At 61.0% G+C, this 1,916-nt stretch carries 4 protein-coding genes; 3 read left to right on the forward strand and 1 reads right to left on the reverse strand.

The window, feature by feature from the left end:
• From WB402_RS01090 to WB402_RS01100, 3 genes are all read left to right on the forward strand, one after another.
• Positions 1 to 440 (forward strand): ACT domain-containing protein (locus WB402_RS01090; protein WP_424204902.1); only part of this gene is annotated, 440 nt, incomplete at its 5' end.
• Between the two features lie 5 nt (positions 441 to 445).
• Complete coding sequence (locus WB402_RS01095; protein ID WP_424204904.1) at positions 446 to 1,117, forward strand: Crp/Fnr family transcriptional regulator; 672 nt, start codon at positions 446 to 448, stop codon at positions 1,115 to 1,117.
• 112 nt (positions 1,118 to 1,229) lie between these two features.
• Positions 1,230 to 1,418 carry a YgaP family membrane protein gene (locus WB402_RS01100; RefSeq protein ID WP_424204906.1) on the forward strand — a complete coding sequence of 63 codons (189 nt, stop codon included), beginning with the start codon at positions 1,230 to 1,232 and terminating at the stop codon, positions 1,416 to 1,418.
• A 78-nt stretch (positions 1,419 to 1,496) separates the two neighbouring features.
• Here WB402_RS01100 and WB402_RS01105 read toward each other — a convergent pair whose 3' ends face one another.
• Entirely contained in the window at positions 1,497 to 1,697 is a 201-nt protein-coding gene (locus WB402_RS01105) for a DUF2788 domain-containing protein (protein ID WP_424204907.1), read from the reverse strand.
• Positions 1,698 to 1,916 lie beyond the last annotated feature (219 nt).

The following is a 1,916-nucleotide window of genomic DNA, read 5'->3' on the forward strand; positions in this document are numbered from 1 at the left end:
TGACCATTCAGGGCGTGGGAAATCTTCTCACGCGCACGGCCAAATGCTGCAATCCATTGCCGGGCGATCCCATCGTAGGATTCATCACTCGCGGGCAGGGCGTGACAATTCATCGGCAGAACTGCCCCAATGCGCTGCGGCATCATGACGAGCATGATGAGCGCCTGATCGAGGTCAGTTGGGGTGCGAAAGCCGGCCAGACCTATCCGGTCGAGGTGGAGATTACCGCCTATGACCGTGCCGGTCTGTTGCGGGATATCACGTCGCTGCTTGCCAACGAGAAAATCAACGTGCTCGGCGTGAGCACGGTGACCGACAAGAACCGAGCCGCGCACATGACCTTCACGCTAGAAATCCCGAATTTAGAAATCTTAAGCCGGATTCTTGCATTGCTCGATCAGATTCCGAACATTACCGCGGTTCGCCGGCGCACAAGCTAGCCGCGATGAATAACATCACTTCTCAGGACTGGCTCGGCCGCTTCCCGGCGCTCGCGGCGTCGCGTGATCCCGAGTTGCAACGCCTCGTTGCCGACATGCCGCTGATGCAAGTGCCCGCGGGCGTTACCGTGTTCCGCGCCGGCGATGCTTGCGAGCGTTACCTCATGGTGCTGGAAGGCTCCGTGCGCGTGCAGAAGCTGGCGGAGAATGGCCGCGAGATCGTGCTGTATCGCGTCGCGGCCGGCGAAACCTGCGTGCTCACGACTTCCTGCCTGCTGGCCAGCGAACGTTACCCGGCGGAGGGCGTGACCGAGTCGCCGGTGACGGCAGCGGGCCTGCCGCTGGCGCGGTTTCAGGAGGCGCTGGCGCGCAGCGAGGCATTCCGTCGCTTTGTGTTTGCCTCCTTCGGCGAGCGCATCGCCGAGCTCATGACACTGGTGGAAGCCATCGCCTTCGGCCGTATGGACAACCGCCTTGCGCAACGCTTGCTGGCGTTGGGCCAGTCCGCTTCACGCGTGACGATTACCCACCAGCAGTTGGCGGCGGAGCTCGGCAGCGCGCGCGAAGTCATCAGCCGTCTGCTCAAGGAATTCGAGCGCCACGGCTGCATCGCCCTCGAACGCGGTGAAATCGCGATTCTCGACCCGGCGGCGCTGGCACGGCTGGCGAATCGCTGACGATGTGATTTTGTCACTGAACCGCGCGTGGTATCGGGGTAGGGTGGCACCTATCCGCGGCGCTACAGGCCGGCCGGATTTTTACCAACCCTGACTTTTGGAGGTGTGTCGTATGAATTGCAACGTAGGTGGTGTTGATCGCGTATTGCGCGTTGTCGTGGGTATCGGACTGCTGAGTCTGGTGTTCGTCGGTCCGCAGACCGCCTGGGGCTGGATCGGCGCGGTGCCGCTCCTGACCGGCCTGCTCGGTTTCTGCCCGGCTTATCTCCCGTTCGGCATCAAGACCTGCAAGACGAAGTAAGCGCCGAACGGCGTTTCGCGATGCCCGCGGGTGGAGCTTGTCCACCCGCCGGTGTAGCGCGGAGTGGAATCGCGACGGCTAGAGCTTGAGCAGCTCGATGAGAACGGTTTTAGCGACAAAGCCGACGAGGCCGAGGCCCAGCACCAGGAACAAAACGAAGAAGCCGTATTTGCCGGCCTGCGATTCCTGTCCCATCTTCCAGATGATGAGCAGCATCCACGCGATCAGGCCGCCGATGCCGATGACGAGAGACCAGGATTCGAACTGTTCGATGGACATGATGCGCGACTTCCGTTCAAAAACGGCGCGCATCATACACAGGCCCGGCGTGTTCCGCAAATGACCGATATCAAGTGACATCGTGTCAATGAAATGTTTCGTTGGGATTCACTTCGCTTCCAGCCCAGGGTGCAACAAATACCGTTGCACCCGTTCGGCGGCGTGAACACGATAACGTAGCCCTGCTTCGCTCGTCCTGTCATAAGAGCAGTGTGTTCA

Source organism: Sulfuricaulis sp. (genome assembly GCF_049587675.1).
Taxonomy (GTDB): Bacteria; Pseudomonadota; Gammaproteobacteria; order Acidiferrobacterales; family Sulfurifustaceae; genus Sulfuricaulis.